We start from the raw sequence: 24,534 nt of genomic DNA, 5'->3' as shown, positions 1-24,534 counted from the left end.
CTATGCGTAATGTAACTGTTCTTGTCGCCTGTTTGTTTAGCGCGACGGTGTCCGCCGCTGACTCTCACGGTGAGTACATCGCCAGAATTTCAGACTGTGTAGCCTGTCACACCGCTGAGGGTGGGGATGCGATGGCCGGGGGCAAAAAGTTTCCCACGCCGGTCGGTGATATTTTCTCGACAAATATCACGCCGGACAAAACCCACGGCATCGGTAACTATTCCTACGAGGATTTTGAAAAAGCGGTGCGTCAGGGCATTGCCAAAGATGGCCATCCGCTTTACCCGGCCATGCCGTATCCGTCTTACGCAAAGCTGTCCGACGAAGATGTCCAGGCGTTGTATCGCTACTTTATGCATGATGTCACGCCGTCTGCGACAGCAAATAAAGACAGTGAGATCCCCTGGCTGATTTCAGCCCGCTGGCCGCTGCATATCTGGAACTGGCTCTTTACCGACGCGCCGGCAACGGCTGCTGCCGGCAGCAGCACCGATGCCAGCGCCGCGCGGATCCAGCGCGGTGCTTATCTGGTTGAAGGACCAGGCCACTGCGGCTCCTGCCATACCCCGAGGGGAATGGCGATGAACGAGAAAGCCTACACCCATGCCGATGCACGGTATCTGAGCGGTGCGATGATTGACGGCTGGTATGCTCCGTCTCTTCGGGGCACCGGGATGTCTGAGCAGGAGTTAACGTCGCTGCTGCTGACCGGTAAAAGCAAGCACGCTGCGGTTTCGGGTTCGATGGCTGAAGTCGTGAGTCAAAGTACGCAATACCTGACGGATGACGATGCAGCTGCGATTGCACAGTATCTGCGGAGCCTGAAAAGCGCCAAACCGGAGGCGGTACGTGCGGCTACCACCACGGCGACCTGGTCGAACTCACCGCAAGCGGGAAAAGTGGTCTATAACCGCTATTGCTCAACCTGTCACGGTCTGGAAGGCAAAGGCACGGATAACAACGCGCCGTCGCTTATCAATAATCCGCTGGTGATGGTTGACGATCCAACCCCGTTGTTCAGAGTGATTTCGCAGGGCGCGGAAACGCCGACCACGCGCGGCAACGTGTCGTTTAAGATGCCCGCGTATAACGGATTGTTGACCGAGGGCGAAATGCGCGATGTGATCAACTATGTGCGCAAAAGCTGGGGTGAAGGCAATGGCGAGGTCAGTCAGGAGGAGCTTGCCGGACTTAAACCCGCCACCCACTAAGCGTCATGCCTGATGGCGCAGCGCTTATCCGGCCTGTAAAGCCTTAACGTAGGCCGGATAAGACGCATTAGCGACGCCATCCGGCAACGTTTATCCTACGTTTGTTTTGATTATCCCCGCCAGTCGGGTAAACGCCGCGGCCATCTCATGTTCTTCAATACTGGCAAAACCCAGCAACAGACCACGGCGTTTCTCTTCGTTGACGTAGTAGCGAGAAAGCGGTCGTACCAGCAATCCTTGCGCATTCGCCAACTGCGCAATCGTGCTGTCATCGGCATGGGCTGGCAATTGTAAAATCAGATGCAGCCCGGCGTTACTGTTGAACGGTCCCAGATACGCCTCTCCAAGTTGCGTGGCGATCAGGTCCACCAGTGTCTGACGACGACGGCTGTATAACTGGCGCATTTTACGAATGTGCGCGGCGTAGTAGCCTTCGCGGATAAACTCCGCCAGCGCGGCCTGAATCAGAAGGTGTCCGCCGCGATAGAGATCGTTATGAACTTTTTTTAGCGGGGCAGCGAGCGGTTTGGGCAGCACAACATACCCGAGTCGGAGAGCGGGATAGAGCGTTTTGCTGAACGTCCCGATGTAGATAACCGGACTTTCTTCCTCCAGCCCTTGCAGTGAAGGAATGGGTTGACCCGAAAAGCGAAACTCGCTGTCGTAGTCATCTTCCACGATCCAACTGTGCGTTTCACGGGCGCGAAACAGCAGTTGCCGCCGCCGACTCAGGCTCATCACCGACCCCAGTGGGTACTGATGTGACGGTGTCACAAAAATCAGTTTCGGGGCCACTGCTGACGACGCTGGCGGAACCATGCCCTGTTCATCAACCGCCATCGCCGAGAAGTTAACCGCGTTGATGCGCAGAATATTTTTGATTCCCCAATAGCCCGGCTCTTCTATCCAGGCGTTATCGCCAGGGTTACACAGGGCGCGGGTCACCAGATCCAGCGCCTGGTGGATGCCTTCGGTGATCAGGATCTGCTCAGGAGCACACCTGACGCCGCGCGCGGTACGCAAATAGTCCGCCAGCGCTTCTTTTAGTTCACCGTCGCCACCCGCCGCATCATAGGTGAGAAACTCCGGGCGCAGGCGTCTTGCCAGCCTGTCCTGAATTTTTTTAAGCGTGCGGTGGGGGAAATGTTGCACATCCGGAACGCCAGGAATAAACGCCCCCCACTGGCGCGGGCTGGCGCTGGCATTACCGAGCAGCTCCAGGCAGCGGGTGGACAGGCTGGCGCGGTCTTCCTGTGCGGGGGGCGCGTTTTTTTTATCGGGCCGTTGCGCGAGGTTGTCCAGCACGCTGTCGGTGACAAACGTGCCGCTGCTGGTACGTGCAGAAATATACCCTTCGGCCTGCAGTTGCTCGTACACCCGCAAAACGGTATTGCGCGATAACGCCAGTTCACCCGCCAGATCGCGCGAAGGCGGCATGCGGGTAGCGGGCTTCAGGCTGCCTTCAAGAATACAGCTGCAGATGGCGGCATATAAACGCCGGTGCAGTTTCTCGTCGGCTTGTTGGCTAAATGCATGCTTGATCACATCTCCGGCAAGTGAACGCATTTGGATCCTTAAAATAAAACGATTTGGCTCTCGATTAAAGTACCAGATGGCGTCTAGATTTAAAGGGTAATTCAACCCTGAATGTGTTTATGAACAAGGTGTAGAGAATGAATAATAAAAACCTGCAACAACGTCGTCTGGATGCCACCCCGCGCGGCGTGGGCGTAATGTGTGACTTTTTCGCCCAGTCGGCAGAAAACAGCACCATTACCGATATCGAAGGCAATCAATATATTGATTTTGCTGCCGGGATTGCCGTCCTGAATACTGGACACCGTCATCCTCGTATGGTGCAGGCGGTTGAAGCGCAACTTCAGGCCTTTACCCACACGGCCTATCAGATTGTCCCGTACGAAAGCTACGTCTCGCTGGCGGAGAAAATCAATGCGGCCGCGCCGATTGACGGTTTGCGTAAAACCACGTTCTTTACCACCGGCGCAGAAGCCGTAGAAAATGCGGTTAAAATTGCCCGCGCCCACACCGGTCGCCCTGGCGTGATCGCGTTTGGCGGGGGATTTCACGGCCGTACCTATATGACGATGGCGCTGACCGGCAAAGTTGCACCGTATAAAAAAGGCTTCGGGCCGTTCCCGGGATCGGTGTACCACGCGCCGTATCCTTCTGCATTGCAGGGCATCACCACCGCAGATTCGATAAAAGCCATCGAGCGTCTGTTTAAAGCTGATATCGACGCCAGCCAGGTCGCGGCGATTATTTTTGAACCCGTCCAGGGGGAAGGGGGATTTGTGGTGGCCCCGCCTGAATTCGTTGCCGCTATTCGCCGCATCTGCGATGAGCACGGTATTGTGATGATTGCCGATGAAGTCCAGAGCGGTTTTGCCCGCACCGGCGAGCTTTTTGCCATGGACCATTACGCCCACAAAGCCGATCTGATGACGATGGCGAAAAGCCTTGCAGGCGGCATGCCGCTGTCCGGGGTGGTCGGTAAAGCTGAAATTATGGATGCTCCTGCCCCGGGTGGCCTGGGTGGTACCTACGCCGGTAACCCGCTTGCCGTAGCAGCCGCTCATGCGGTGCTTGATATTATTCATGATGAGCAACTGTGTCAGCGGGCGGCGGCGCTGGGTGAACAACTGCGGGCCACGTTGAACGATGCCCGCGCGTGGTGCCCGGAACTCGCCGAAGTGCGTGGGTTAGGATCGATGATTGCCGCTGAGTTTTGTGATGCCAGCACCGGAGAGCCTTCTGCGGCCACGGCGCAACGCGTACAGAAGAAAGCCCTTGAGCAGGGACTGCTGCTGCTAACTTGCGGCCAGTACGGCAACGTGATCCGTTTCCTCTACCCGCTGACCATTCCGCAGGAACAGTTCGTAAAAGCGCTGGAAATTATTAAATCCGCGACCAAATAGTTCCACCTGCAATCGCGTCCTCCTCTTCATTAAGCCGACGATAATCGCTATCGTCGGCTTTTTTATGACCGTTAGCCTATCTACCCCTTCGTTGTATATTTACATATATATCGGTCAGGCATATCCTATTCATCACACAAATATAATAACCGTACCCCGCAAGAGAAGGTGCTTGTGTTAGCGACCTCCAGTCTTTCTATCTAAATAACTGAATCAATACATGTTAAATAATAAAATTACGCCCATTGCCTCCGGGTTGCTGACGTTTTCCTGTCTTTCCGCCGCGGTGACGGTGCACGCTGAGGATACCGTTATCGTTTCAGCCTCCGCGCCTTCGGCCTCTTCGTTCGCGGAACACGAGCCACCGGCCAGTGAAAAAAAAGCGACGCTGGGGAGTCTTGGTGAGCGCGAAGTGATTGATGTGCCCTGGTCGGTGCAAACCCTGTCCAAAAAGGTGATTGATCGGCAGCAAATCACCGATGTTAAAGACGTTTATCGTTATATCCCGTCAGTTCAGGGGGATGGTGTGCGTCCGCAGACCCGCGGAATGCAGGGGAGTGTGGTGCAAAACCACATGATTGATGGTCTGAATGCCGTATCCACCACCGAATATCCGACGGAGCAGTTCCAGAGCATCGAGGTACTGAGCGGCATTGCGGGGGCGTTATACGGGCCAGCCAATCCGGCAGGCATGTTTAATCTGGTGTCTAAACGACCTGGCGATACGCCGTTACACCGTGTCACCGTGGGACAGGGCTCGGGGTCGGGCACGCTGGCATCGATGGATTTTAGCGGCCCCATTGATGCGGGAGACCGGGTGAAATATCGCCTTAATTTACTCAATGATGAAGGGCACAGTTACACCACCGACAGCCATGTCCGCCGGCAGTACGGCGGATTAGGACTGGATTTTCAGCTAACGGATAAAACCGTGCTGGAGAGCAATTTCAGTTATTACCATTATTACGAAAAAGGGATGCCGGGAAGTTTTGCGCTGGCAAAAGGCGTGCAGTTTCCGTCGGCGTTTGACCCGACTGACGGGAAATATGGTCAGTCTTATGCGGGGCATGATGACGAAACGACCACCGTGGATATGCACATCAAGCATGATTTTAACGGCAACTGGATGCTGGACTTTGGCGCGTTGCATCAGGTTTCCGACCGCGAATCGACGGCAGTCACCAATACCTTGACGGATAATCGGGGCAATTACACCACTACGACCTCCAACTCTGCGGCCAGCCGCTTTACGATCAACAGCTATTTAGCGAATCTGACCGGGAGCATTGATAGCGGCTGGTTGACGCAGGATATTGCCACCGGCCTGCGCGGGTTTGTGTGGAAAAACTATAACCCGAGGATGGGGGGAACGTTCACGCTGGGCCATTCTTCTCTCGGAAAAAAAACCGACTATCCGCGCCCGCCTTATCCGGACTTTACCGATCGCTATCATTCAGCAACCACTACTCAGCATGCCTTCCTGCTTAGCGACACGCTGCATTTTAGCCCGCAATGGAGTTTATTACTGTCGGGCAGTGAAAACCTGTTCACCGTCAGTAACTACAACAAAGCCGGTCATGAAAGCAGTCGTCAAAAAGATAACGGCATGAGTGGTTCCAGCAGCCTGATGTATAAACCGGTTGAGAACGTTACGCTGTATACCACCTGGGCTGACAGCCTCCAGCAGGGCGATACTGCGCCCGCCGGTGCGCAGAATGCAGGACAAGTGTTAGATCCCTACCGCAGCCATCAGGTCGAGGTGGGGGCAAAATACGCGCCGGTGAAGGATCTATTACTCACCGCCGCGCTGTTTGAAGCAAAACGACCCTTTGCCTATACCAACGACAAGGGGAGCTTTGCCCAGGACGGTACACAGAAGAACCGTGGTCTGGAACTGATGGCTGACGGGCATATCACCCAAAATCTGCGGGTGTTAGGGGGCGGCGCCTGGCTTGATCCTGTGCTGCATAATACCGCTGCCAGTAATACGGAGGGTAAGCAAGTGGTTGGCTTACCGCGCTTTGCCTCGAATGTGCTCGCCATCTACACCATTGAGCAGGTGCAGGGGCTGGACGTGGACGCTAACGTGCATTATGTCGGACGCCGGGCGACAGATAATGCGAACGACAGCTGGGTTGGAAGCTACACCACCGTGGATATTGGCAGTCGTTATGCCACCCGATTATGGAACACGCCAACCACCTTCCGCTTTGATATCACTAACCTGACCGATCGCCACTACTGGACCAATATTGTTCCGGGGGCATTAACAGGCTATACGGGGGCCGGGGCGGCGAGCGCGCAGCTGGGGACTCCACGCCAGGCGCAGTTTTCTGTTCAGGTTGATTTTTAAGGACTAATGATGAAAACGTGCCACACATGGCTACTTTGTGTGTGGCTGGCGTTTCCCGTCCTAGCCGCGCGCCAGGTGGTGGATGATGCCGGCCAGACGGTGAGTGTGCCCAATCATGTTCAGCGTATTGCCGATAGCTGGTTTGCTCACCATTCGGTATTAATGACGCTGGGGGCCGGCAGTCAAATTGTGGCGACCGTCAACCATGCGCAGAGTCAGCCATGGATGTTCAAAATTAATCCGTCTCTTAATCAGGCTGTACAAATCCGGGGGACATCATTTAATAGTGAAGCCCTGCTGGCCCTGAATACCGATGTACTGTTTGTCGCAAAAGGTAAGGGTGATGCCCAGAGCTACCGTCAGGCGGGGATCCCAACCTTAGAAATGGCGTTTACTGATTATCCCTCAATGGAAAAATCAGTCACCGCAACGGCACAAGCGCTGGGCACTGAGCAGGCGCGTACCCGGGCGGTTGCGTACAATCAGTATTTACAACGCGTTCTTCATCGCGTGGGGACTCAAACCGCAGGGCTGACGGAAAGTCAGCGCCCCCGGGTTCTGCATATCCAGTCGCTGAATCCGCTAAAGGTCGACGGCAGTAGCACGTTAATCGACACCTGGATCACGCTTTCTGGCGGACGGAACGCCGCAGGCGAAATCGTCGGTAATATGAAGGAGGTGTCGCCCGAGAAGGTGCTTTACTGGCAGCCAGAGATAATTATTCTTGGGGCCGGATGTGGCGACATTGCCAGCTCGCCTTACGCGGCGCTGTTCAACGAACTTAACGCCGTAAAAAATGGTAGGGTCTGGCGCAATCCTGCGGGGGTGTTCCCCTGGGACCGCTATGGGACGGAAAGCGCACTACAGTTGCAATGGGCGGCATCGAAGCTGCATCCGACACGTTTTCCCGGGCTTGATATGGTCAGCATAACGCGGGAATTCTATCGCCAGTTCTTTGATTATTCACTCAGCCAGCAGGACGCGATGCGAATTTTAAAGGCGCTACCCCCAGAGTAGTATCGCTCCCGCGACAGCGTGGCAGAGACAGGCGTGCACCCCTTTTTTGCCACGGTGAAACGGGGGAATGGCGCAGTGCATGTCGAGAATGGGTTGCCAGCCACTTCGTTATATAATTTAATACACATCGATTTTTTCCTCCTGTCCAGATGGTATCTATGTTAACTCTTCGTTCTTTTGTGCTGGTATGTGCCAGCATGTTCCTTGCGTTTTCGGCGCAGGCAGACCGGACTATCACCGATCAGCTTGGCCGTCAGGTCACTCTTCCCGATAGCGTCAGTAAGGTGGTGGTGTTGCAACACCAGACGCTGAATATTCTGGTTCAACTCGATGCCGCGCAGGATATTGTTGGCGTGATGTCGAGCTGGAAAAAACAGCTCGGGCCTGAATTCGCGCGCTTTATGCCGACCATATCCACCCTGCCGACGCCGGGTGACCTCACTAGCGTGAACATCGAAAGCTTGCTGGCTATTCATCCACAGGTGGTGTTTGTTGCCAACTATGCGCCTGCCGAGATGATCCAGCAGATTCAGAATGCCGGTATTCCGGTAGTGGCTATTTCATTGCGTCAGGATGCTGCCGGGGAGCAGAACAAAATGAACCCGGTGATGGCTGATGAAGAGCAGGCCTACAACGAAGGGCTAAAGCAGGGGATCCGCCTGATTGCCGACGTGGTGGGGCGTAAACCGCAGGCAGAAACGCTGATCGACTACGTCTTTGCGGCCCGAGCGAAATTTAATGCGCCGGTGGCGGCGATCCCACAGGCGCAAAAAGTCCGTATCTATATGGCCAACCCCGATCTCATGACCTATGGCTCCGGGAAGTATACGGGCTTGATGATGCAGCATGCCGGTGGGCTCAACGTGGCGGCGGCGAGCGTCAAAGGCGCACGACAGGTTTCGCTGGAGCAGGTGTTAGCGTGGGATCCGCAGGTGATTTTTGTTCAGGACCGCTATCCGCAGGTGGTGACGGAAATTCTTAACGATCCCAACTGGCAGGGCATCGACGCGGTCAAAAATCATCGCGTCTGGCTGATGCCGGAATATGCCAAAGCCTGGGGGTATCCGATGCCGGAAGCGCTGGCGCTGGGTGAACTATGGATGGCAAAAAAACTCTATCCGGATGCCTATAAACATGTCGATGTTGACGCGCAGGCTCAGGATTACTACTCACGTTTTTATCGCGTGAACTGGCAACCTGATGCTGCTAAGTAATCGCGCGTTCCCCCTGCAATCGATACTGATTGCTGGGGTATTGCTGTTAGGTGTTGGCTCCCTGTGCGTGGGGCAATATCCGCTGTCGCTGCGTGATGTGTTTTATCAGTTGAGCCATTATGCCGACACCCAGGGGATGGCGCACCAGATTGTCTGGACCGTCAGGCTCCCGCGTATTTTGATGGCGCTGCTGGCGGGTGGCGCACTGGGATTATGCGGGGCGACGCTGCAAGGGGTGTTTCATAATCCGCTGGTGGACCCGCATATTATTGGGGTGACCTCTGGCTCAGCATTTGGCGGTACGCTGGCGATTTTGCTTGGGCTGGATCCGTTCCTGATGATGGGGTCGACGTTTTTCTTTGGTCTGGCGGCATTAATTTTGGTGTATGCCATTGCCGCGCTACAGGGGCTGGAAAACACGCTGGTGCTGATCCTGTCGGGCATTATTTTAAGCGGTTTTTTTGCCGCGCTGGTGAGTCTGATTCAATATCAGGCCGATACCGAAGAGACGTTGCCCAGCATCGTATTCTGGCTGCTGGGCAGTTTTGCGACCGCCAACTGGCATAAAGTGTGGCTGCTGGCGGTGCCGGTCGGCATCGCGGCGACGGTGCTGTACCAGCTGCGCTGGCGAATCAACCTGTTATCGCTCAACGATAAAGACGCCAAAGCGCTCGGAGTGGCGGTGGTTCCTTTAAAGCGTGGCGTGTTGCTGTGCTGCGCATTGCTGGTTGCGGCGCAGGTCTCTGTCAGCGGCAGTATTGCCTGGGTGGGGCTGGTGATCCCACATCTGGCGCGCCTGTTGGTGGGCGTTGATCACCGTCGGTTGCTGCCCTGTGCTTTCTGGCTGGGCGGCGGTTTTATGATTGCAGTTGATGATATCGCGCGTACATTGCTGCATGCTGAAATCCCGCTGGGGATCATCACCGCATTGCTCGGTGCGCCGTTGTTTGCCTTTCTGCTTATTCAGTCCAGCCGTCGGGGGAAACGATGATAACTGCCGCACTTAACGTCAATCAGCTGGAGTATGGCTACCAGACACCGCTGTTTGCGCCGATCACGTTCTGTTGTGAGAAAGGCGATATCTGGGCCGTGCTCGGGCGTAATGGTTTGGGGAAGAGCACACTGCTGGATACGCTGACCGGTACGCTGCCGTCGCTGGGTGGGAGCATAGACAGCGCCGGGGGGATAGGAATTGTGGCGCAACATACGCATCTGCCGTTTCCCTACAGCGTTAGCGACGTCGTGCTGATGGGGCGCGCGCAGCACGTGAAGCTGTTTGCGCAACCCGGCCAGCAGGATCAAAAACGGGCAGCGCAGGCGCTGGAACAGCTGAACATTGCGCACCTGGCGTCCTGTACCTTTCGTTCGCTTTCCGGCGGTCAGCAACAGCTGGTGATGATCGCCCGGGCGCTGGTCACGGATTGTCAGACGCTGCTGCTTGATGAACCTTGCTCTGCGCTGGATTTAGCCAACCAGCAGGTGGTGCTGCAGCTGATCAGCGATCTGGCGTATCGCCAGGGCTGCAGCATTCTCTTTACAACGCACGATCCGCAGCATGCACTACAGATAGCCAGTCATACGCTGCTGTTGTTGCCGCAGGGGAGATGGCTGGCGGGGCCAACGCAGGAGATTGTGACGGAAGATAATTTATTCCAGGCGTATGGTTTACCGCTGAGAAAATTCAACGTGGAGCATTACCAGACGCCGTTTATCGCGCCGTTGTTTACCATTCGGCGTTAAGCGGTTCAAAACCGGCGGCGGTTAAGTATTCTTGTCCGCCGCGGGCAAGAATATAATTAACCAACGCCTGGACGTTTTTTGACGCATCGCGCACCGCCAGCTGATATTCGCAGCGAACGTTATATTCAGAGGGGATCGACACGCAGCGAATATCGGGCTGCCCGGCAAGTGCTGTTGCATAGTGCGCGTAGCCAATAAACAGATCCGCCATGCCCTGGCGAATAATCCATGCGCTGGCCAGTTCACCTTTTGGTACGCTGAGCGTGTCGCGCCCGCCCACCAGGGGAATAGCGCGTTCGCGCAGGCGCTGTCCAAGGCCGGGTTCGAGCACATCGAGGCTATCGAATAATGCCCAGGTATAATCCCCGGAAGGGTCACAGCCGGGGGTTGAGGTGCCAATACGCAGGGTTGGATCGCGCAATAACTCCAGCCATTCACCGGTTTTGCGGGTGGTGAGACTGAGTTGGTTCCAGCAAAATGTCTGCGTGGATACCGCCTGACCGCTGGCCAGCAGCAGCTGCGTATGCGCCGGATTAGCTGAGGCAAATAAGGCGCAAGGTTCACCGGCTTCTATACGTTCGCGTAATAATCCGGCCGGGCCGTATTCAACACAAACCTCTATTCCGCTTTCTTTTGTGAACTGGTTTATCAGTGGGGTAAAGGCCAGTCGTAAACTGCCGGCAGCGAAGAGCGTCACGGGGCATGACATAATGTAGAGAGTCCTGAATTCAAGGTCCGAAATGAATGACGGACGTCTAAAACGTTGTATTATTGTATCTGAGCGGCTATTCAATGCAAATGACAATAATTACCTGGGTAATAATTCTTTTAAGATATTAACAATTGAATTAATGATTAGCTGTACCCGGAAAGGCTGCTGTGTTTTTTTACTGTAAATCACAAACAAATCCAGCTGGGTGGAGAAGTTATCAGGGAGCGTAGGGAGCAGACCATCGATATCTGTTTCTTTAATGATCAACTCAGGCATAAATAAATAACCAAGTCCCGCTTTGGCAAGTTCGACTGCGGCATAAGAGTTATCGCAGGCAAAATCACCGTTAATGATTATCTTTCTTATTTCTTTATGTGAGTCGTCGTTTATATACCAGATGTTATGATTGTCTTCCATATGCGAGAAAAAAAGTATACAGGGACTGTTCCCATAATCTTCAATGGTGTGGATCGGATATCTCGCAATCATGTCGCGGGTGCCATATATATTGGCCGGAATCGATGCAATATTTCGCGCAATAAGTTCATCATTGTCGGGTAATGAATGTGTAAACAGGATATCGCAGTCATCACTAAATGGGACGCCAAGGGTAAATTCAGCGTTGCTGAGGTTACTGGTGGTCAGCATTAACTTAATTTCCGGATGCTGCGCTTTCAACCCAGGAATGACGTACTTGGAGATAAATAACAGCTGACCGGTAGGGGCATGGATTCTGACAAACCCATCAGACGCCAGCTTATAGGCCATTGTAAACGTCTGGATATCTTCACATGACTTCATGTGTTTTTTGACGTAGGGGAGAAGCTCTTCACCGAAACGGGTCAATTTGATCGGCCGACAGGAGCGGTCGAACACGGAGAATCCAAAACGGTCCTCCAGCTGTTGCAAGGTTCTACTGATATTAGGTTGCGCAATTTTCAGTGTTTCCGCAGCCAGACTCAAACTACGGGTACACGAAAGTTCATAAAGGATACGGAGTTCATTATCGTTAAAGCTAATTTTCTGGACCACTGAGACCTCAGATATGTCTTGTGAAGGTTATCTGCGATGTATTATTACGCAGATTATATCAATTTATACAATTCAATGGTGCGGTAGAAAACAACTGCTGATACTACTGTAGCAGAAACGATAACGCATTATATCTATTACGCATAATGTTATGCGCATTGTTTGCAAGACGCATGAGATGAATCTGACTAGAATACCGCGCAAATTTAGGGACACTGTCAGAATTCAGGGGTAACGAGTTAATACTTAAGCAAATTTTACCGAATGAATAACGTTTAATTAACTTGTATTACAAATTAAACCCCGAACCCTCTATAAAAATTCGCGTACTTATTATGATCGAAAGAACTGCATGGCTTTGCCTGATTGTACACCTGTCGATCATCACGACGCCGGTACTGGCAACAATAACAAGCAAACCTCAATCGTCGCAATGGCAAAGCGAATTACTTGCACGACCTTCTGTCGTATATGTACTACAGGCCGAAGAAACAACGGATTCCGTTGCCGAACGCTTAGGTCTGACGGCCACCCAACTGCGCTATTTCAACCAATTCAGAACATTTAACAAACCGTTTGAACAATTAGGTCAGGGTGATGAGCTTGATATTCCGGCCCCGGCCTCCGGTGGGAATAAGGCGGCAGGCGCGAGTAACAAGCTATACCAGGAACAGGAAAGCGACGCCGGGGTTAAACGCCTTGCCAGCGGTGCTTCGGGCCTGGCGAATATTCTGGAAAACGGCGATGCGGCACAAGCGGCCAGCGGTCTGGTCCGTTCTGAAATTAACAGTAAAGCGAACGAAACGGTCACTGGCTGGTTAGGGCAGTTTGGCACGGTACGGGCGCAGTTGAATGTCGGTGAACAGTTTTCCCTTGATGACAGCAGCATAGACTGGCTCGTGCCGGTATATGAAACACAGACGAACGTTTTATTCACCCAACTGGGTTATCAGAATCAGGACGACCGCAATACGCTGAACGTCGGTGTGGGCGTGCGTCATTTTAGCCATGACTGGATGCTGGGATTTAACACCTTTTATGACGCCGATTTGAGTGGCGATCATCGTCGCCTTGGCGTTGGGGCTGAGCTGTGGCGCGACTATTTTCAACTTGCTACCAACGGGTATTTCAGACTGTCTGACTGGAAGGCCTCGAAAGATGTGGAAAATTATGATGAACGCCCGGCGAACGGTTTTGATGTCAGAGTGCAAGGTTGGCTGCCTGATTATCCGCACCTTGGCGGCAAGTTTATCTATGAGCAGTATTTTGGCGATGAGGTTGGGCTGTCTGGCGAAGATGAACGTGAGAAAAATGCCTGGGCTTTCACGACCGGCATCACCTGGACGCCGTTCCCACTGATGACGCTGGGTATTGAGCAGAGTATGGAAAAGGGGGATGAACGTGACACCAGCGTGCAGATGGAGCTGGCGTGGCGACCGGGTGAAACCCTGGAGTCTCAACTTTCGCCTGATGAAGTGGCCTCTCTGCGCGAGCTGGAAGGTAGCCGCTACAGCCTGGTTGATCGTAATAATGTCATCACTCTGGAATATCAGGCACAGGATCTTGTGCAGTTGACGCTTTCTGAAGAGGCGATTCAGGACGCTGAATATACGGTGCATACGATTTCGACCGATGTCATGAGTGAATACCCGCTGGCGCAGGTCACCTGGGATAACGCGGCGTTTCTGGCGGCTGGCGGAGAGTTTCGCGAGCTGAGCGGGAATATGTTTTCGCTGACGCTGCCTCCTTACCAACGCTCGCCATCCTCAGACGGGACGGCAAATCAGTATCGCGTCGTTGCGATGGCAGAAGATACCGAAGGGAATACCAGCAATGCCCAGACTTTGCTGATTGAGGTTCTGCCGGTAAATCTGGCTTTTGGCGATGCGTTACAGGTCACCGGTAACGGCGCGCCCGCTGATGGTAAAACGCCGGTCACTGTGACCGCAACCCTGGTTGATGATGATGGCAAACCGGTTAGCGGAAAAAATATCACCATGGGAATGACATTCGCCGACGGCAGTATCACCGCTGAGGATGTGATGAGTGATGCGGCTGGGCGTGCGATGTACAGCGTGGTATCTCACGTTGCAGGTCAGGCAACGGCGACGGCCAGGGTACATGAACTGAGCCAGAGCGTAAAAGTATTGTATAGCCAGGCAAATTCAGGTGTCGATGAAATGCATTCTGCGTTGCTGGTGAACCCGGCGGTGATTCGGGCCGATGGCGAAGATGTTGCTGACATGACCTACAAAGCCAGTAACAGCGAGGGTGAACCGGTGACCGGGCTGGAGAACGTGTCGTTTCAGGTGACCGGTGTGCCCAATACCACCTCCAGTGCAGTGCGTGAAGTCGCGCCGGGTATCTATCGCGCGAAGTTGAGTGGTATTCATGCCGGGAAAGGCGTGGTGCAGGTTATGCAGGGAAATGTCGTGGCGAAGACCTTGCGCCGTCCGGTCACCCTCATCTCCACCGGTAACCCGGTCGACCCGCAGCAATCTTCTTTGAATGCGACACCGGGCAGAATATCTGCCAATGGTAATGCGGAATCGACTCTGGTGCTGCAGTTAACCGACAGCAGCGGAAACCCACTGACAGAAAAAAACGTCCGATTTACCAGTAGCCTCGCCGGAACGACGATAAGCAACATCACTAACCGGGAAGATGGTACGTATACCGCCACATTGACGGGCACTGCAACCGGAAACGCAAAAATAAGGACACACGTTAACGGCTTTTTGACCACCATCGAGCCGACGGTGGTCAAGCTGGTACGTGATGACAATTCGGTCAGTCTTGAGGCGGTGGTGGTGCTTGACGATCATGCGCTAGCGGATGGTGTAGATGAGAATGTCATTAAAATCACCACCTTTAACGCGGATGGGACGCCTGCAGCGGGTGAAACCGTACGACTGTATGCGAACAATCATGCGGATATTCCACCGGCTGCCACCACCGATGCGAACGGCGAGGTCACGGTGTCGTTGACCAGTCGGGTCGCGGGTGAGGTTACGGTCATTGTTGAGCTGAACGGCAGCACAGAGGAAGTTGCAACGAGTTTTGCCGTTGATGATGACAGCCTGGATCCGGCGAAATCCCGACTGAACGTTGTCCCTGAACGTATTGAAGCGAATGGCAATGCTGAATCATTTATTCACTTTTTATTAAGGGATCAGCAGGGCAACCCGGTTGCCGGGCAAAAAGTGACCTTCACCACTCCTCTTGAGGGCGCGACCATCAGTCAGGCTAAGGATAACCATAACGGCCTGTATAAAGTGTCGTTATCTGGCGTAACGGCGGGGGTTGCCGAGATTTCTGTCAATGTGAATGACCATCACTTTGCGGTTACTCCGGTGAGCGTCACGCTCACGCCAAAAGTGGGGGAAGCCGGGCAGGGCGTCACCCAGGTGGTCACAAACAATGCGCCGGCCAATGGCAGATCGGCAAATCAGGTGAAAGTCACAATACACCATGCGGATGGGCGTCCGGCCAGCGCGCAGGCGGTGCGATTCGTGGCGACTAACGGAGCAGCAGTACCCACCTCGGTGATGACCAATAGCGAAGGTGAAGCAATGGCCATGGTGACTAACCGTATCGCCGGAAAATCCGTGGTGTCGGTGATGTTAAACGGGCATGTTCAGCAGGTTGAACTCACTTTTTTACCTGATGAAGGTAGCGCCACCATCTTCCCTGGCGACCTGCGCATCATCGCGGATAACGCCTTAGCTAACGGTACGGCTGAAAATAAAGTCAGCGCGACCGTCAGGGATGCGTTTGGTAATCCTGTGGCGGGGCAACAGGTGAAATTTAGGGCCAGCCACGGCGCACGAGCTTCTGCACAGGGTGTGACCGATGCGAACGGTGTGATAACCGCGACCCTGACGAGTACGACTACGGGGCGCAGCGAGGTTGTGGCGCTGATTAATCGTCGCGGCGAGCACGTGTCGGTTAATTTTGCGCCCTTTGCATCATCGGTGAAAGTGCTGCGCAATGGGCAAGTGCTGACCACCCATCCGCAGGTGGGCGACCGCTTATCCGCTGTCGTCATGTGCGGTGAGATTGTCTGCGAAGAGCAGCCAGAACATTTTCAGTGGCAGGGGGAAACCGCTGCAGGCAGTAACCAGTTCACCGCGATTCCACAGGCGACGGGCCATATCTATGTTGTGTCTGGCGAATGGCAAAAACGTGCTTTGCGCGTGGAAACACAAGAATCACCCTGAAACCATATTTTCCCGGCTGACGCCTTAATTCTTTTTTATTATTGAGTACGCAAATGAAACGCAAAAACTTTACCTTAACCGCCAGCAGCGCGATGTTAATACTGTCATTCCCAGCCCTGGCCGTCTTGTCCGATCCAACCGATACCGTAAAAGGGCGCGTGCCGGTTATCACCCAGAGCACGATTGTTTCTGCCGATACCAACAGCAACGGCGTCTTCGACATTGGCGATGTGATTTCCATCAGCCAGCAGGGTGCGTTCAGCGATCCGGACGGGGATGCTGAATCGCAAAGAACCTATCAGTGGCAGGCCGATGGGGCAGATATTTCGGGGGCCACCAGTGATACCTACACCGTGACGGCGAGTGATTTAGGCAAAAAGATAACCGTGCTGGTTACGCCGCATACTGATCCGACGATAACCGATCCGGATACCGGTATCGCCGTTGCGTCAAATGAGCTGTCGGCGGCTTCTGCATCGACGCCGATCGCCGTACAAATCGATGGCGCAGTGAATGGCTTCCCGCAGGTTGATACTGAACTTAGCGCTGTCGTACAACTGGCTGACGGCAGCACCGGTGATGCTGGCACCTATCAGTGGAAGATTGAGACCGCGATTGGTTCTGGCGTATACCAAAATATTCCAGGTGCGAACGGTAAGACTTACAAACCGGTTGCCGGGGATCAGAAACGTAAGATCCAGATCGAGGTGAATTAATGCCACCCATTGTGCGCAGCGCCGCGGGCATATTGGTTGTTTTTGTCGCCACTGAAGCCCTGGCGGTGACAGCACAGACCGGGACGGTAAAAGGACGCCTGCCCGTTGCCGGTCAACTGCAAGTGATCAACACCTCTGCGCCGGGGTTAAATCCGGCTCAGGGAGATGCGCTGGAGATTGCGTATCAATTTCACGATCCCGATGGTTTGCAGGAAAGTACCTCAGAGACCCTGTTTCGCTGGTTGGCCGACGAACGGGTCATCTCCGGGGCGAATCAGCGGCTTTTCACTCCCGGTCCCGCGCAGAATAAACGCTACCTGACGGTCGAGGTGTTGCCGGTTGAGATTGAACCTTCCGATCCCGACCGACCGGAAGCGCCTTTTATCAGCCCAAACGCGAACGCGCCGGTGCTGCCCGCGCGAACAGATCTGGCGGCTGCGTTTAATTATGCTTCGCCAGCGCTGCGCTGGGGGGATGCGTATATGCACTGTGCGAATAACAGCATGCGTTTACCCGACGAGGGCGATCTGCAGGATATGTTTGTGACCTACACTCGGGCAAACCGCGTGGGGCAAGATTCTAAAGGCGATTTACAACATACCTATGGCATTGCTGGACGTAACGCTATCTGGACGACACGCGCGCTCAATGATACGCACCATACGGTGATTAACGCGTTTACCGATGGGCGGAGTCGCGCGGTGGCAAACGCCAGCAGACAGACCGTGGTGTGCGCGCAAACCGGTACGCCGGACACGCTCCCGGCGATCGTCAATTTAGCGATACCGGCGCCACGTGAGGGGGATGAAATCACGCTTTACTATCTCTATCAGGGGAACGCAACGATTCCCGACCGGTCACGTTTTCAGTGGTTTCGTGCGGATAATGCCGCAGGTACAGCCGGAAAAACGGCAATTCGTGGGGCGGTTGAAAAAAGCTATACCCCCGTTGCGGAGGATGTAAATCGCTATCTGGTGGTGGAAGCCACGCCGGCAAGCTATGACACGGTAACGGGGACAATGGTCAGTACGGTCAGTGAACGCGTCGCAGCAGGTGGCGTCAGCGTCGTTCCCGGAGCAACGACGATTCACGTCAATGGCGCCACGTTTGATACTCAGAGCGGATTTCCTCACAGTGGATTGGTCGGCGCCAGCTTTCAGTTGCGTATGAATGGCAATGCTGCCAGCAACCGCGATTACAGCTGGAGCGATAATCGGTCGTGGTTGAGCGTGGATGAGAAGGGCGTGGTGACGTTTAACCGTCGGCCTGAGGGGGCGGAGAAAACCGCCACCATTACCCTACGGTCGAAAAATGATGGTGGATCTTATGCTTATACCTTTACGGTCACGAAGTGGCTAATTACTGACGGCAATCCAACAGGGTTTAATAATGACTGGTGCGGTAAACAAGATGATGGCTATCGCCGACCGACCGCAGAAGAATCGACCCGCAACGGCGAGCGAGCGGCATCAACCGGACGCTGGTGGAGCGAATGGGGGCCGTTGTACAACTTTGGCGGCAGCTGGGTCAACGCGTCGTACTGGATAGATGAACTGGGCAGTAAAAATACGTTGAATATGAGTAACGGGATAGTGACGAATACCAGAAAAAGCAGTCATGTGGTCTGTATAGCAGATGTGAATTAAGGCGTTTTTCTAAACGGATGGTTGCCTGTAGGACGGTGAGGATGGCAGGCAGCCACAGCCAATTGTTGAAGGCTGAATAGCAATCAGTGAAATTATTTTTTGAGAAAATGAAAATATTGAGGGAAAACGAGAAAGTAAGCACCAAATCAACGGGAATTGATTTGGTGCGTCCGAGTGGACTCGAACCACCGACCCCCACCATGTCAAGGTGGTGCTCTAACCAACTGAGCTACGGACGCAAAATGGTGCGTTCAATTGGACTCGAACCAACGACCCCCACCATGTCAAGGTGGTGCTCTAACCAACTGAGCTATGAACGCAACGTTGTAGGTGACAACGGGGACGAATATTAGCGGCACAGAACGAATGAGGCAAGAGGGAAATTGTGTTTTTCTGCATGTTTTCACCCGATTGCAGAGTAATTAAGCAAGTTGATTATATTTTGTTGATTTTGCAGCGTGTTTTTTACTCAGGCTGTGCGCTGGAGTTTCTGAACTGGCCTCAGAACTTTAGTTTCAGCACTTCTTATCGCATCTCCTTATCCAGACAGTTTCTTCAGCCGCAGATTTTCATCCTGTCGCTGCTGTAGATGCCGTAACTCGGTCATGCCCGGATTGGCAAATGTTTTCAGGGGGAAGGTCAAAAATCTTACCCGCCTGAATTGGCGAGACATCCCATCAATTGGCTGATTTCATTAATATCTTTCCGCATAAACATGTTAAGGCCCTTTATGTTACCTTAACGCTGCACCGGCTGCATTTATCAGCCACCTGCGACAAATTGATTAAACTCCGCTCAAAGAGGGATTCTCTTTGGAATAATCGCTAGATAATTGTGATGCGCATCACGCAATTGCAATTAATATACTAGAGAAGTCTAACATTTATGATTTTGTGAATTGTTAAATATGCCTAATCATTGTTCGGTTCATTGCGTATGAAATAAGATTTAAATTGATATATGTCAATTTACTGTGAAGGCTGTACGCATGTTAACATTAGCATGTACTTATAATTTCAAAGATCGCAATGATTTCAAGCTGCGAAATAATTAAGAGGTGTTTCTGTTTTAATTATTTAAATAATTTTAACTATTTAAAAAACATGACTGTTTATTAATGTTTTATAGAATATATTTATTCCGAATCAGTGGGTTGTGTTTTTATGTCTACTGGTTTTTTTCGTTGAATCTGAATATACAGTATAAGTTTTCTTTATGTAATACCTCCCGCCGGACAAACATTATCTAAATTGAACTCTTATGTAATTGTGTATTACTATCTGAAAATAATGTTTCATACTGTAAAAGCATCAGAGACGGATATGACTGAAGAAACTATAAAGGTGAGCATGGCGGTGGAGGATTTCTCTCATAAATGTGGGTTGGTTAAGGTTATCGCGATTGTTGATGAATGCGTTTATGACAGACTGGCAATTGAGACCTTTATTTCCTGTTTCAATAAGGAAAGCGAAATTTATTCGTTTTCATGCTTCACAGATTACAAGAGTTGGGATAGTTTCCGCAATGATGACAAGGAGTCTTGCTATGTGATCATCAATACGTCATCAGCCTCTTTATTTGGTGATGATGTCGTGAGTTTTCTTCGATATGAGAGATTACGAGCTGATGCTTCAGGCGTTGAAAGGCCTGTTTTATTGTTGAGGAAAACTCAGGATAATTTGACTTGCCAGAATGCGATTATGAATCATTATCTACTACAAATACAAAAATCATCGTTGTTAACTGTTGTGGACTGTGACAGTGACTTACCTTCGAAAAAATTGATAAGGCAGCTATTTAATTTTATAAAACAGGGGGTGACCTATTCGATACGGGATGCTGCGAATCCTTTGAGTGAGCATTTAGGTACTGGATATAACAGGAGTGTCAGAGTGATATTAGACTCGCGTAGCCTCTCATATTGGTCAGCCTGTTATAATACTAAAGTGCGATACACGCAACGAGCATCATTACTATTAAAACTACGAAGCAAACCGGTCACTACTTAAAGTTAGATAAAGTGTTAGCCATGAAAGTTGGCAGTAATGTAACTGTAAAATATGATTGCGGTACGGTAGTGAGGAATATTGGGCGAATTCAATGCGCTAATATTTATAAGGAGTGAAGGGCGACACTGTTAAGTTAATGGTAATCTCTATAATCATAATGGATTAAAATAAAATATGGTATCAATTTATGGGCTAAAAGACATTGATTTGAAATCAATTATTTCATTCATCGTTACGATGGAAACAGGCAGTCAATATAATGCCTCGCGATTGCTTGGGTGTTCGGTGGCGACCATTAGCCATAACATCAAGCGCACGCAATTATATTGTGGTGCACCATTATTTATTCGTGAGGGACGGAGGTTGACGCCAACTAAAGATGCTGTTTTATTAAAGGCTGAACTAAAGTCATGTTTACTTCAGCTTAGTTCTGTTTTATGCAAAGAAAATGAATGAGGATATATGTATCAGCAATCGTCAAAGTAATTGAATGATAAGATTCTTGCTATTGGCGCTCTAGAATTTACTTGAGATTATTTATTAATAACAACATGTTTTCCAGATGGCGTGAATTAGCTAATTATCATTTCATTTGGGAAGTGTGTTGGTGTGATTTATGTATGCTGAAACTAAGGAAGAATAATCACCGCATCGGAGCTTTGCTTTGCGGTAAATAATAAAAATAGGCAATGCCATTTTACAAAATCAATCAAGCATGTGGTTTAATACAACCGAGAAATATTATCATGATGAAAACACAAGTAATATCACACAACAATTATAGCGATAGTACCTATAGAAGCGGCGATTTACCGTTGGTCTTCAATACCCGAGGTGCGATGCATATGACAGCAACACGCCTTACTGTCATTGCAGCAGCCGTATTATTTGCGATCTCAACGCTGCCGGCACCAGCATGGGCTCTATCTACTGGTGGTAATGGTGGCGTCGATGCTGCAGGCCAGGTCGGTGGTTCCGGTGGAACTGTTGGCGGGAATGGTCAATCTGGCACTTCAGGAGCCGCTGGCGGCGGCGGTGGCGGCGGCGTGGGTGGCTCTAATCCAGTTAACAATGACCCTGGCGGCAACGGTGGTGCGGCTGGTGCTAACCCTACTACGCCATCCTCCGGCGCCATCACCAATACAGGGGTGTTGGTTGGTAACAGCGGCGAGGCAGGATCTAACGGGTCTTCTGGTACTTCTGCTGGGGGTAATGGCGGCGGCGGCGGCGGTGGCGGAACTGGCACCAATGCAGGCTCTCCAGGCTCAGCTGGCTCTGCTAGTGCAAGTGGCACGGGGGGTACAGGTGGCACAGGTGGAGGCAACGGAGGTTCTGCGACTAATGGCGGCGGCGGTGGCGGCGGTGGCGGCGGCAGCAGCGGCGGTCTCGGGGGGGCTTTTGGCGGTCTCGGTGGCACGGGGACTACGGGCTCGGGTAATACAGGCACTGGCGGTAATGGCGGTAATGGCGGTACTGGTGGCGGCGGCGGTGGCGGCGGCGGCGGTAGTGGACTGGCCGGCGATAATATTGGCGGTGGCGGTGGTGGCGGTGGTGGCAACGCCGCGATACGTTTTACCAGTGGCATTGACAGCCTTACCAACAGCGGCAGCATTACTGGCGGCGCTGGTGGCGCTCCTGGTAACGGTGGACGAAGCGGCGGGGGCGGCGGGGGCGGTAACGCTGTGGAATTCCTGTCGGGATTAGCATCCACATTAACCAATTCTGGCTCCATCACTGGTGGTGCGGGTGGCTTTGGACCCACTCTGGTGAGTCCAGGTGGTGGCGGGGGTGGACTGGGGATCTACGGTAGTCATGTTACGATAACCAACGAATCAGCGGGCCAGATCTCCGGTGGCGCGGGCAGCTCGGGTGGTTCAGGCGGTAGTGGCGGTTCTGGGATTGGCGGAGCCAATCTGACTATTATTAATGCTGGCACAATTTCAGGGGCAAACGGGGTTGGGCTTGGTGGCAATGGTATTACCGGTGCAGATCTTAACATTATCACATCGGGTAGAATCGCAGGCGGCAGGAAGCTTATCAACGGCACTCCCAACGGCGTACAAGCCAATGCGATTCAATTCAACGGCGGTACTAACCGCCTGGAGTTGCAAAATGGTTATGTCATCGATGGTGCGATCATGGGGCAAACGACGAATGACACCCTCGCGTTGGGTGGCAACAGCGCGACTCCATCCACCTTCAATACCGCCAGCCTCAATGCCGGTCAGGAGTTTGCTGGCTTCGGGCATTTCGAAAAAGTAGGCACTAGCAGTTGGACATTACTCGGCACGACCTCGGCTAAGACACCGTGGACCCTCGCACAAGGGATACTGAGAATAAATAGCGACGACGCGTTGGGCGTACAATCGGGTACTCTGACATTTGGCAGCACCGGAGGTAACACGTTCAACAACGGTACTCTGCAGGTGACGGCGAGTACAGCCGCGAACCGCAATATCGTTATGAATGGTGTCAGCGGTACCATTGACGTCACTAGCGGCAGTGTATACACAGTTGCTGGCGTGATCAGCAATGGTGCAGCGGGCGCAGGCTCGTTAATCAAAACCGGCGCTGGCACCACCGTGCTGACTGCCAATAACACTTATACCGGTGGCACCACCATCAGTGCAGGGACCCTGCAGCTCGGTGACGGCACCACTTCTGGCACAATTGTGGGGAGTATTCTCGATAATGCAGCCCTGATCATTAATAACCCAACGCAAATAACGCTTGCGGGTACGATCTCGGGTACCGGATCACTGACCCAACAGGGCACTGGCACTACCGTGTTATCCGGTACGGGCAGTTCGGTGGACAATGCAAAAGTCACCGCAGGCACGCTGCGCTTTGAGCAGGCAGACGGGTTCACTACGGCTGGGGATTACACCACGCAGACCGGTGCCACAACTGATATCGGACGGAATAACTCCACTCTGGCGGTAGGGGGTATCTTCACCCAGGCAGCAAACTCAGTGCTGAATACTACACTGCGAGCTCCAGACGCACCTGTCATTACGGCTGATACGGCCAGCATTGATGGCCAGATTATCGTCAACGGATTTGTTGCTAGCCCTACGCCGGTTAAGGCCAGCGAAGTGGCCAACAACACGTGGACAGTCATCCATACCACGAACGGTATCACAGGCGACTTCGTCAACAACCCACTTGATGAGTCCGGGTTGGACTACTTGCTGCACGATGGGCATCTCTCTTTAGACGGTAAGGATTACAACCTTGGCTTCCGCCTGGCATGGACTGAAGGCTCACAGGCGAAAGGTACCGGTAATTTTACGTTAAATGAGAGTACTGCATTTGATGTCGACACCGTGCTGGCCGATCAGACAGTACCTGCGGGCGGTTTCGCGACGGGCTGGGATGGTAAAAGTCTGACGAAGGCTGGCAGCGGATTATTAGTCCTCTCCGCCCTCAATACCTACACCGGCAGCACGACACTCAATGGCGGTACTTTGCGTACCGACGCTGTAGACAGCATTGCCAGCAGCAGTGAGCTGAACATTAATGGCGGCCTGTTCGACCTGAACGGTAATAACCAGCAGGTAAATCGTCTGGGAGGTTCCGCTGGCGACGTGCGCCTTAATGGCGCAACACTGACCGTTAACAATGCAGCGGTAACGGATAACACGGCCTTTGCCGGTAATATTGTTGATGGTTCATCGCAAGGAAGTCTGACCAAAACCGGCGATGGCACCCTGACGCTGTCCGGCAAC

The 24,534-nt window shown here is 52.7% G+C and carries 17 protein-coding genes and 2 tRNA genes; 14 read left to right on the top strand and 5 right to left on the bottom strand.

Annotated features, from left to right (window positions below; all coding sequences use genetic code 11):
• Nucleotides 1–2: 2 nt before the first annotated feature.
• On the top strand, nt 3–1,211 hold the full coding sequence (locus QNN86_RS06700) for a cytochrome c (RefSeq protein ID WP_414210811.1): 1,209 nt from the start codon (nt 3–5) through the stop codon (nt 1,209–1,211).
• Between the two features lie 90 nt (nt 1,212–1,301).
• On the opposite strand, the gene QNN86_RS06695 is transcribed toward QNN86_RS06700, so the two are convergent.
• Nucleotides 1,302–2,777, bottom strand: a complete 1,476-nt coding sequence (locus QNN86_RS06695; protein ID WP_414210810.1) for a PLP-dependent aminotransferase family protein — start codon at nt 2,775–2,777, stop codon at nt 1,302–1,304.
• A gap of 107 nt (nt 2,778–2,884) precedes the next feature.
• Here QNN86_RS06695 and puuE point away from each other — a divergent pair, with 107 nt between their 5' ends.
• The 6 genes from puuE to QNN86_RS06665 all read left to right on the top strand — a co-directional run bounded on the left by puuE (nt 2,885) and on the right by QNN86_RS06665 (nt 10,471).
• The gene (puuE, locus tag QNN86_RS06690; protein ID WP_414210809.1) at nt 2,885–4,147 is read left to right on the top strand and encodes a 4-aminobutyrate transaminase; all 1,263 of its coding nucleotides are present in this window, start codon (nt 2,885–2,887) and stop codon (nt 4,145–4,147) included.
• Nucleotides 4,148–4,367: 220 nt separating this feature from the next.
• Complete coding sequence (locus QNN86_RS06685) at nt 4,368–6,500, top strand: TonB-dependent siderophore receptor (protein ID WP_182269899.1); 2,133 nt, start codon at nt 4,368–4,370, stop codon at nt 6,498–6,500.
• A gap of 9 nt (nt 6,501–6,509) precedes the next feature.
• Nucleotides 6,510–7,517 (top strand): ABC transporter substrate-binding protein, encoded by a 1,008-nt coding sequence (locus QNN86_RS06680; protein WP_182269898.1) that lies wholly within the window; start codon nt 6,510–6,512, stop codon nt 7,515–7,517.
• Between the two features lie 158 nt (nt 7,518–7,675).
• Nucleotides 7,676–8,731 (top strand): ABC transporter substrate-binding protein, encoded by a 1,056-nt coding sequence (locus tag QNN86_RS06675; RefSeq protein WP_414210808.1) that lies wholly within the window; start codon nt 7,676–7,678, stop codon nt 8,729–8,731.
• Nucleotides 8,718–9,722 (top strand): FecCD family ABC transporter permease, encoded by a 1,005-nt coding sequence (locus QNN86_RS06670; protein ID WP_414210807.1) that lies wholly within the window; start codon nt 8,718–8,720, stop codon nt 9,720–9,722. The genes QNN86_RS06675 and QNN86_RS06670 overlap by 14 nt, the downstream gene beginning before the upstream one ends.
• A complete protein-coding gene (locus QNN86_RS06665) occupies nt 9,719–10,471 on the top strand; it encodes an ABC transporter ATP-binding protein (protein ID WP_414210806.1) in 753 nt (250 codons plus the stop codon). The genes QNN86_RS06670 and QNN86_RS06665 overlap by 4 nt, the downstream gene beginning before the upstream one ends.
• On the opposite strand, the gene QNN86_RS06660 is transcribed toward QNN86_RS06665, so the two are convergent.
• Nucleotides 10,455–11,180 carry a substrate-binding domain-containing protein gene (locus QNN86_RS06660; protein ID WP_414210805.1) on the bottom strand — a complete coding sequence of 242 codons (726 nt, stop codon included), beginning with the start codon at nt 11,178–11,180 and terminating at the stop codon, nt 10,455–10,457. The genes QNN86_RS06665 and QNN86_RS06660 overlap by 17 nt on opposite strands.
• A gap of 99 nt (nt 11,181–11,279) precedes the next feature.
• Nucleotides 11,280–12,215 (bottom strand): LysR family transcriptional regulator, encoded by a 936-nt coding sequence (locus tag QNN86_RS06655; RefSeq protein WP_181619333.1) that lies wholly within the window; start codon nt 12,213–12,215, stop codon nt 11,280–11,282.
• A gap of 335 nt (nt 12,216–12,550) precedes the next feature.
• On the opposite strand from QNN86_RS06655, the gene QNN86_RS06650 reads away from it, so the two are divergent.
• Genes QNN86_RS06650 through QNN86_RS06640 form a run of 3 tightly spaced genes read left to right on the top strand, consistent with a single transcriptional unit; the run spans nt 12,551 to nt 18,797 of the window.
• The gene (locus QNN86_RS06650) at nt 12,551–16,435 is read left to right on the top strand and encodes an inverse autotransporter beta domain-containing protein (protein WP_414210804.1); all 3,885 of its coding nucleotides are present in this window, start codon (nt 12,551–12,553) and stop codon (nt 16,433–16,435) included.
• Nucleotides 16,436–16,488: 53 nt separating this feature from the next.
• Nucleotides 16,489–17,151, top strand: coding sequence for a ZirU family protein (locus tag QNN86_RS06645; protein WP_228758158.1), 663 nt, complete (start codon nt 16,489–16,491; stop codon nt 17,149–17,151).
• Nucleotides 17,151–18,797, top strand: coding sequence for a hypothetical protein (locus tag QNN86_RS06640; protein WP_414210803.1), 1,647 nt, complete (start codon nt 17,151–17,153; stop codon nt 18,795–18,797). The genes QNN86_RS06645 and QNN86_RS06640 overlap by 1 nt, the downstream gene beginning before the upstream one ends.
• 162 nt (nt 18,798–18,959) lie before the next feature.
• Here the strand turns inward: QNN86_RS06640 and QNN86_RS06635 are convergent.
• Nucleotides 18,960–19,036: transfer RNA gene (locus tag QNN86_RS06635), tRNA-Val, on the bottom strand.
• Between the two features lie 4 nt (nt 19,037–19,040).
• Nucleotides 19,041–19,117, bottom strand: a tRNA-Val gene (locus QNN86_RS06630).
• A gap of 1,002 nt (nt 19,118–20,119) precedes the next feature.
• Here QNN86_RS06630 and QNN86_RS06625 point away from each other — a divergent pair.
• From QNN86_RS06625 to QNN86_RS06610, 4 genes are all read left to right on the top strand, one after another.
• A complete protein-coding gene (locus tag QNN86_RS06625) occupies nt 20,120–20,806 on the top strand; it encodes a hypothetical protein (protein WP_414210802.1) in 687 nt (228 codons plus the stop codon).
• 174 nt (nt 20,807–20,980) lie between these two features.
• The gene (locus tag QNN86_RS06620) at nt 20,981–21,262 is read left to right on the top strand and encodes a helix-turn-helix domain-containing protein (RefSeq protein ID WP_153880362.1); all 282 of its coding nucleotides are present in this window, start codon (nt 20,981–20,983) and stop codon (nt 21,260–21,262) included.
• A gap of 495 nt (nt 21,263–21,757) precedes the next feature.
• The gene (locus QNN86_RS06615) at nt 21,758–22,510 is read left to right on the top strand and encodes a hypothetical protein (protein WP_414210801.1); all 753 of its coding nucleotides are present in this window, start codon (nt 21,758–21,760) and stop codon (nt 22,508–22,510) included.
• Nucleotides 22,489–24,534: autotransporter-associated beta strand repeat-containing protein (locus QNN86_RS06610; RefSeq protein WP_414210800.1), on the top strand; the 2,046-nt coding region annotated here is incomplete at its 3' end. The genes QNN86_RS06615 and QNN86_RS06610, both read left to right, overlap by 22 nt.

It is taken from the genome of Citrobacter sp. C348 (assembly GCF_047467975.1).
In the GTDB taxonomy this organism is placed as follows: domain Bacteria; phylum Pseudomonadota; class Gammaproteobacteria; order Enterobacterales; family Enterobacteriaceae; genus Citrobacter; species Citrobacter gillenii.
This window is presented reverse-complemented; position numbering and strand designations above follow the sequence as displayed.